Source organism: Geminicoccus sp. (assembly GCF_035556675.1).
Taxonomy (GTDB): Bacteria; Pseudomonadota; Alphaproteobacteria; order Geminicoccales; family Geminicoccaceae; genus Geminicoccus.
This window is the reverse complement of the sequence record NZ_DATMFZ010000221.1, coordinates 40613-48801: the sequence shown is the minus strand read 5'-3', so window position 1 is coordinate 48801 and position 8189 is coordinate 40613. Positions and strand designations below refer to the sequence as shown.

General features: G+C 70.0%; 7 protein-coding genes. 1 reads left to right on the top strand and 6 read right to left on the bottom strand.

Translation table 11 applies throughout. The features are described from left to right. From VNS22_RS15605 to VNS22_RS15590, 4 genes are all read right to left on the bottom strand, one after another. Window positions 1-518 (bottom strand): Na/Pi symporter (locus VNS22_RS15605; protein ID WP_325733970.1); only part of this gene is annotated, 518 nt, incomplete at its 3' end. A gap of 67 nt (window positions 519-585) precedes the next feature. After that, window positions 586-1830 carry a histidine--tRNA ligase gene (gene hisS / locus VNS22_RS15600; RefSeq protein WP_325733968.1) on the bottom strand — a complete coding sequence of 415 codons (1245 nt, stop codon included), beginning with the start codon at window positions 1828-1830 and terminating at the stop codon, window positions 586-588. A 40-nt stretch (window positions 1831-1870) separates the two neighbouring features. Next, entirely contained in the window at window positions 1871-3109 is a 1239-nt protein-coding gene (gene ispG, locus VNS22_RS15595; protein WP_325733966.1) for a flavodoxin-dependent (E)-4-hydroxy-3-methylbut-2-enyl-diphosphate synthase, read from the bottom strand. Between the two features lie 607 nt (window positions 3110-3716). After that, on the bottom strand, window positions 3717-3941 hold the full coding sequence (locus tag VNS22_RS15590; protein WP_325733964.1) for a hypothetical protein: 225 nt from the start codon (window positions 3939-3941) through the stop codon (window positions 3717-3719). A 560-nt stretch (window positions 3942-4501) separates the two neighbouring features. Here VNS22_RS15590 and VNS22_RS15585 point away from each other — a divergent pair. Further along, on the top strand, window positions 4502-4651 hold the full coding sequence (locus tag VNS22_RS15585) for a hypothetical protein (RefSeq protein WP_325733962.1): 150 nt from the start codon (window positions 4502-4504) through the stop codon (window positions 4649-4651). Here VNS22_RS15585 and VNS22_RS15580 read toward each other — a convergent pair. Both VNS22_RS15580 and ptsP read right to left on the bottom strand, forming a co-directional pair. Beyond that, window positions 4648-5742 (bottom strand): helix-turn-helix domain-containing protein, encoded by a 1095-nt coding sequence (locus VNS22_RS15580; protein WP_325733960.1) that lies wholly within the window; start codon window positions 5740-5742, stop codon window positions 4648-4650. The genes VNS22_RS15585 and VNS22_RS15580 overlap by 4 nt on opposite strands. 113 nt (window positions 5743-5855) lie before the next feature. Further along, window positions 5856-8156 (bottom strand): phosphoenolpyruvate--protein phosphotransferase, encoded by a 2301-nt coding sequence (gene ptsP / locus VNS22_RS15575; RefSeq protein ID WP_325733958.1) that lies wholly within the window; start codon window positions 8154-8156, stop codon window positions 5856-5858. Window positions 8157-8189: the final 33 nt, after the last annotated feature.

Genomic DNA, 8189 nt, shown 5'->3' with positions numbered 1-8189 from the left:
GTGTCCACCAGGGCACCCATCAGCTCTGCCATTACCGGCGAGGCGCCCAGGGGCTCGGCCGCACCCACGATCTGCTGCAGCGCCAGCAGCACCAGGCCCAGGCCGATGCCGACCCGGGCGAGGTTGCGCGCACGCCCGTTCTCGGTGCCGAGGAACACGGCGACGCCCAGGAACAGGAAGAGGAAGGCCAGCCAGGAGATCTGGAAGGACAGGAGCAGGGCGATCAGGGCGGTGCCGACATCGGCACCCAGCATCACTGCCAGTGCCGGCCCGGTCTCGACGATGCCGCGTGCGGCGAACGACGAGATCAGCACGGAGGTCGCGGTCGAGGACTGCAGCAGCATGGTGACGGCGAGGCCGGCACCGAAGCCGACGAACCGGTTGCGGACCGCACCGCCCAGGAAGCGGCGCAGCCCCGCGCCGAATGCCCGGGTCATGCCGGTCCGCACCATGCGCACGCCCCAGAGGAGCAGCGCCACGCCACCCAGCAGATGCAGGAGGATTTCGGTACCGTTCAATGCGCAAGCGGCCTTCTCGAAGGACCGCCAACGTCATCGCACTGTCACGTCGTTGTCAAATAGGCTATTAAACCAGAGAGTTGAGTTCATCCAGCAGTGTTTCACGTGCCACGTTGCGCTCCTCACCTGACGCGAGGTCGCGAAGCTTGACCTGGCCCGTCGCCAGCTCGTCGTCGCCCAGGAACAGCGCCAGCCTCGCCTGCAGCCGGTCGGCCCGCTTCATCCGTTGCCCGGGCTTGCCCTTGTAGGCGAGTTCCACCGCCTGCCCGGCCCGACGCAGCTCCGTGGCGAGCTGCCATGCCGCCTTTTCCGCCGCTTGGCCGATGGGAACGATGGCGACCGGCCGCACCGACGGCGGCGGTGCGTCGATCAGCGCCGCCAGCCGCTCCACCCCGGCGGCCCAGCCCACGCCCGGCACATCCGGCCCGCCCATGCTGCGGATCAGCCCGTCATAGCGCCCGCCGCCCAGCACGGTGCCCTGGGCACCCAGATGGGTGGTCACGAACTCGAAGGCGGTGTGAGTATAGTAGTCGAGGCCGCGCACCAGGCGCGGGTCCAGGACATAGGCGATGCCGAGCGCGTCCAGCCCGTCGGTCACCGTCCTGAAGAAGTCCTTCGACGCCTGGTTCAGGCTCTCGCCCATGAGCGGTGCGTCGGCCACCAGCTCCCGGTCGCCCGGATCCTTGCTGTCCAGGATGCGCAGGGGGTTCTTGTGCAGCCGGTTGCGGCTGTCCTCGGACAGCTTCGCCTCGTGGCTGGAGAAATAGGCCACCAGCCGGTCACGATAGGCGGCCCGGCTTTCTGGATCCCCCAGGCTGTTCAGCTGGAGCACGGTCTTGTCCAGCACCCCCAGCTCGTCCAGCACATGGGCGCCGAGCGCAATGACCTCGGCATCCGCCAGCGCCTCGGGCGCGCCCAGCACCTCGATGCCGATCTGGTGGAACTGGCGCATCCGCCCCTTCTGCGGCCGCTCGTAGCGGAACATCGGGCCATGGTAGAACAGCTTGACCGGCAGGGACTGCTGCAGCCCGTTGGTGACGAAGGCGCGCGCCACGCCCGCGGTGTTCTCCGGCCGGAGCGTGAGTTGCTCGCCGCCCCGGTCGGTGAAGGTGTACATCTCCTTGGTCACCACGTCGGAGGTGTCGCCCAGCGTGCGCTGGAACACCTCGGTGAACTCGAAGATCGGCGTCTCGATCTCGCCATAGCCGTAGCGCTGGGCCAGGCGGCGCGCCGTCTCGTGGACATGGCTGTGGCGCCGCATGTCCTCGCCCAGAAGGTCATGGGTACCGCGGACGGGGCGCAGCTCGCTCATCGCTGTCTCGGACTTTCGGCTGGATCAAGAAACGAACGGGTCAGGCCGCCTCGCGCCGGCCGTAGCGGCGCTCGACATAAGCCTCGACGATCTGCTGGAACTCTTGGGCAATGGTGGGCCCGCGCAGCGTGTGGCGCTTCTCGCCGTCGATGAAGACGGGTGCGGCCGGGTTCTCGCCCGAGCCCGGCAGCGAGATGCCGATATCGGCATGCTTGCTCTCGCCGGGCCCGTTCACGATGCAGCCCATCACCGCGACCTTCATGGTCTCGACTCCGGGATGGGTCGCCTTCCAGCGCGGCATCTGTGCGTCCAGCCAGGTCTGGATCGACAGGGCCAGCTCCTGGAATAAAGTGGAGGTGGTCCGCCCGCAGCCCGGGCAGGCGGTGACGGCCGGGGCGAACTGGCGCAGGTCGAGGGCCTGAAGGACCTCCTTGCAGGTCTCGACCTCGCGCGCGCGGCTCTCGCCCGGCCGCGGGGTCAGGGAGGCGCGGATCGTGTCGCCGATCCCCTCGGTCAGCAGCAGGGACAGGGCGGCGGCCGAGGCCACGATCCCCTTGGTGCCCATCCCCGCTTCGGTCAGGCCCAGATGCAGCGCATAGTTCGAGCGCCGCGCCAGCTCGCGATAGACCGCCACCAGGTCATGGACCCGGCTGAGCTTGGTGGAGATGATGATCCGGTCGGCCGGCAGGCCCAGCGCCTCGGCCCGCTCCGCCGATTGCAGCGCCGAGATCACCATCGCCTCACGCATCACGTCGTCGGCCGGGCGCGGGTCCGGACGGCTGGCATTGGCGTCCATCAGGCCGGTCGCCAGATCCTGGTCGAGCGAGCCCCAGTTGACGCCGATCCGCACCGGCTTGCCATAGCGCAGTGCCGCCTCGATCATCTGCTCGAACTGGACGTCGCGCTTCTTGCCAAAGCCGACATTGCCCGGGTTGATCCGATACTTGGCCAGCGCCTGCGCCATCGCCGGATGTTCGGCCAGCAGCTTGTGGCCGTTGAAGTGGAAGTCGCCGACGATCGGCGTTTCCCAACCCAGCAGGCGCAGCCGCTCGACGATGACCGGCACCCCCCTGGCCGCGGCGTCGTCGTTGACCGTCACCCGCACGATCTCCGAGCCGGCCTTGGCCAGCTCGATCACCTGGCGGGTGGTGGCGTCCACGTCGCCCGTGTCGGTATTGGTCATCGACTGCACGACGATGGGTGCGGCACCGCCGACGACGATGCCGCCCACGTCCACCGCATGCGTGCGATGCCGAACGATCTGGCGAAGTGCCACCATGAGCGGTCAACCGGTCCCGACTGTCCTAGGCGCGCGGGATAGCCCAGCCGGGCATCCCGTGTCACCAGCAACCATGCCGGGCTGCCATGCGCTGCCGGCACCTGGCGAGCCACATGTCAGTAGAGGACCGACGGGAACTAGGCGCCCTGAAGTTCACGATACGCGCCCCTGCTCAGCAGCGCCAGTGGCGCCTCGACCGAGCGCGCGGCGCCAGCGAGCAGAGCGCCCTGTCCTCCTCGGTCTCGGCCCCGCCGTGGTTGGCGAGCCAGGCTGTGACCGCCGCTGCGTACGCCACCATCCGACCATCCCGCGACCCAGGCCAGCCCCCTGCCCACCGACTCGCGCAGCTCGTTGGCGCGGGAATGGCCGTGCACCCGATCATGAAGCGCAGCGCTGGCGGCGGGACCCTTCTCCCGCAGCGGCCGGACGTCCCATCCGGCTGGGCGAGCGCACCAAGGCCGCCCGACCAGGACGACCAGCGGCTCCCTGGCCTCGAAGCCAAGCACGGCATAGAGGGCAAACGCGCCCAGGTTGAATGCCTCCTCCGCCAGCCGGACCCCGGGTGCGCCGGCCGCACGCTCCAGCACGGCCGTCATGAGCTGCCGGCCTACACCTCTCCCTGGGCCGCCGAGTCCACCAAGATCGGGCTGCGCTCGCTCAGGAAGTCGAAACCCAGGCCACAGCCGCCTTGGTCGACCGCCACGACGCCGAAGACGGCCGGGTGCTTGAGCAAGCCCTGCACACGCGCAGTGGCGGCCTCGATGGACGGATAGTTGGGCGGAAAGCCGTGCCGCTCGTTGAATGCCTTGAACCCTTCGTAGCAGATCCGCACGCATGCTTCGGCGTCGACAGCCGATCGCCCAGGCACCCTCAAGGCATCATCCTTGCCCTGGCCAGCCGGATCGCCACGCCGTGGCCCGAACTGCCTGAACACATCGCTCCTGGGGGGGCGGTGGCGATGCCGTTCTGCCATTGGCCAGGATCGATTGTGGGAGGCGCTCCTCGACCAAGCTGCGCTGCATCCCGGCCCCGATATGCCGCAGCGGCCGCGAAGTCTCTATGGGCGACGGTAGCAGCGCCGTAACTGTCGCTCTTCCGCCGGCGGAACAGGGGGCTCCACCCTACATCCGGCCGCCCGCGCCTTGCGGGAGCGAGTTGCATCGGCGCTGCGGGCGCCCGCGCCGATGGCGATCGCTCTGACGCCGGGCCAGCGTCACCCGCAATCCGCCTCTCGCGCGTCGACGAGCCAGAGTGCCGTGAGCCTGCCTGGATGCCGACTCCGGGTGATCATGGGCGAGAGGAGCCCCACGGGCCCGCTTGTGCGGAACCACCTCCGGACGCGCGGCACCGGCGCCGCCACGCCGTTGCTCCCGACCGAGGAGGCTGCGGCCGGTGGGCTGGGCGCCGTACCGGGAGTGGCACGTGGTCTGCCGCTCGAAGGAGAACCGGCGGATCGCCAGCCGCTGCGACAAGTGGGCGGCCAGCCATCTCGCCTTCCTCCAGCGCGTCACCAGCCGGAAGAGGCGTCCGGAACGGCTCTAATGGGCGGGCGTGAGCCGGGCCTTGAGGGCGGCCGGGTCGAGCGGCACGTCGCGCAGGACGGCGCCGCGGGCACCCAGCGGCGCCAGTTCGGCACCGTCCACCACCACCTGCAGCCCACCGGCATTGCCGGTCCACAGCGCCAGATCGGCCCGCTCGGGCAGAAGGAAGCGCTCGCCGGCCTCCATCAGGCGGCTGCGCGAGAACGACCGGTCGGCCGACCGCACCTGGATCCAGGCCGGCTCGGTCGCCACCAGCACCACGCGCGCTTCCCCGGCGACCGCGGCACCTACACCAGGGCTAGGCCGGCCTTCGTCCGCCGCGACGGCTTCAGCGGCTGCCGCGGCCTCGCCGGCCCCGGCAGGTGCAGCTGCTACAGCCAGGGCCGCCGCGGGCTGCGGCGCATCGGCGGCAGCACTCCCATCGGGGGCCGGCGCTGCGTGGGCGGGCACGGGTGCCGTGGCCGCCACGGCCAGCACCTCGGCTACGGAAGGCAGGTCCTGGACGGCCGGGGTCGGCGCTGCGGCGAGCGCCCGTTCCGGCACGGCCGGCCCGATAGGATCCGGCCGCAGCGGCGCTGGCGGCGGCTGGCGGACGGCGAGCGGGAGATCGGGCGGCGGCAGGTAGGGTGCCTCGGCGACCGCTTCCGGCGGTGCCTCGCCGCCCAGGCCCAGATAGGACCAACCGCCATAGCCGGCGCCGGCCAGCACGAGCAGGGCAAGCGCCACGACCATGGTCGGCCGGCGTTCTTCGGCGGGGGGAACGCGGAAGGCTGGCGCCGCCGACGCGGTCGGAGCGGCCGGCACCGCACCCGCGGCCTTCAGCCGCCGCACGAATTTCTGGCCGTCCAGCCCCAGATGCTCGGCATAGCTGCGCAGGAAGCCGTGGGCATAGGGGATGCCTGGCAGCCGGGCGTGATCACCCTGCTCCAGCGCCAGGAGATAGGCGGGCTTGATCCGCAAAAGATCGGCCACGTCGTAGAGGTCTTCGCCACGCTGCTCGCGCACGGCGCGAAGCTCCCGGCCGATCGACAGGGCAGCCGCCTCGCCGGGCGGGCCCGATCGCAGATGGGCGGAGGTGGATCCTGGAGCCATGGGTCGGGGTCGACCTCGGTCGCGCTGGAGGGGGTAGCTCTCCAGTAGAGATAGCAGAAATCTCCGACCGGTCCAAAGAAGCAGCCGATCCGGAAGCCGGCATCTAATACGCTTCAGGGGCGATAGACACCCGGCGGCAACACTATCTGATGGTCCAGTGCATAGGCCTGCAGTCGCCCGCGCAATGAATGGTCGGAAACTTCCAGCAACGTCATCAGATAGTCGTGCAGCGGCCCGATCGCGACCGACCGGAGCATTGCCTTGACTGGCGCCAGGTCCGCAGCCGTCACGGACAGATGGCGGACGCCCAGGCCGATCAGTGCCATCGCCTCGAGTGGCCGGCTGGCCATTTCGCCGCACACCGACAGTCGCACACCGGCCGCCCGGCAGCGCTCCACCAGATCGTGAATGAAACTCAGCATGCCGGGCGACAGCACGTCGTAGCGGTCCGTCAACTGCGGGTTGCCGCGGTCCGAGGCGTACAGGAACTGGAACAGATCGTTGCTGCCGAGCGACACGAAGTCGACCCGGCGGAGGACTGCCGGGAGCTGCCAGAACAGTGCCGGCACCTCCATCATCACCCCGACCTCGAGTCGCTCGGGGCGCGGCAGCCCGTCCCGATCCAGCCGCTCAAGCTCGCGGTCGAGGAGGGTGCGCGCCATCTCGAACTCGGCCACCTCGGTGACCATCGGGAACATCACGCAGAGCGACCGGCCGTTGGCGGCGCGCAATAGTGCCCGCAGCTGCTCGCGCAGGACGACCGGGCGATCCAGCATCATCCGGATGGCCCGCCAGCCCATGGCCGGGTTCTCCTCGGCCGGGGTCCGCCAGTAGGGCAGCTGCTTGTCGCTGCCGACGTCCAGGGTGCGGAACAGGATCGGCAGGCCGCCGGCCTTCTCCATGATCGAGCGGTAATAGTCGGTCTGCGCCGGGAGGTCCGGATAGCGGGCGCGGTTCATGAAGGTGAGCTCGGTCCGGAACAGGCCGATGCCCTCGGCACCGCTCTCGTCGAGATGGGCGAGATCGATCAGGAACGCCGCGTTCAGCGACAGGCCGATCGGCACCCCGTCCAGGGTCACGGACGGCAGGTTGCGCTGGGTTTCCAGCACCCGGCGCCGCTCTTGGCGGATCAGGATCGAGCTGAGGAAGGACTGCTCGACGTCCTCGGTCGGCCGCAGGAACAGGTGGCCATGGTCGCCGTCGACCGCGAGCAGGTCGCCTGGATCGGCCGCCGCCATCGCCCCCTCGACCCGGCCGAGCATCGGGATGTCCAGCGCACGCGCCACGATGGTGACGTGCGCGGTGCGCGAGCCCTCCTCCAGCACGATGCCCTTGATCTTGCTGCGGTCGTACTCGATCAGGTCCGCGGCCGAGAGGTTGCGCGCGATCAGGATCGTCTCGCCGGGCAGGTCGGACGGATCGTGATGGAGTGCCTGGCCGGTGAGCTGCCGGAGCAGCCGGTTGGCGAGGTCGTCCAGGTCCTGCAGCCGCTCGCGGATATAGGGGTCGGCCACGTGGCCCAGCTTCAGCCGGGTCTCCTCCTGCACCCGCCGCACCGCCGCCTCGGCCGACAGCCCGGTCTCGACCGTCTCGCGGATCCGTCGCACCCAGCCCGGATCGTGGGCGAACATCCGCAGCGCCTCGAACACGTCGCGATGCTCGCCGGAGCCCAGGTCCGGCCGCTCGACCAGCTCGTCCATGGATGCGCGGAACCGTGCCACCGCCTGGTCCAGCCGGTTCAGCTCGGTGCCGACATTCTCCGCGATCAGCCGGTTGATGACGATCTGCGGCTCGTGCAGCCAGGCCCGGCCGATCGCGACCCCCTCGACCAGCCTGGTGCCATCCAGGCGGTACGATTCCCGCCGGAGCCCGGCGATGTAACCATAGACCTTGGGGTCGACCAGCCCGCCCGAAGCGAACATCTCGGCCAGCACGGTGCCGATGACTTCGAGCGCCTCGACCTCGTCGTCGGAATAATGCCGGGGTGCCCGGTTCTGGACGGTGAGGACGCCGGTGACCCGGCCCGAGCGCAGGAGCGGCACGCCCAGAAACGAGTGGTAGATCTCCTCGCCCGTCTCCGGGAAATAGCGGAAGTTCGGGTGCGACTGGGCGTCCGCGGTGTTGACCACCTGCCCGGTCGCGGCGATCGAGCCGACCAAGCCCTCGCCCACCCGCATCCGCACGCGGTGCACCGCGCCGGGCGCCAGGCCCTCGGTGGCGAACAGCTCCAGCAGGTCGCCGGCGCGCTGGGCATAGACCGAGCAGACTTCCGCCACCATGTCGGTGGCGATCATGCGCACCACCCGGTCCAGGCGCTGCTGCGGCTCCAGCGGAATGGCCGCGACCTCGATCAGCCGGCGCAGGAGCCGCCGCGAACCCGCCATCTGGTCGTAGTTGCGCGGCTTGTCGCCCACAGAGGGCTCGACCGCCCCGTGCCGCGGGGCCAA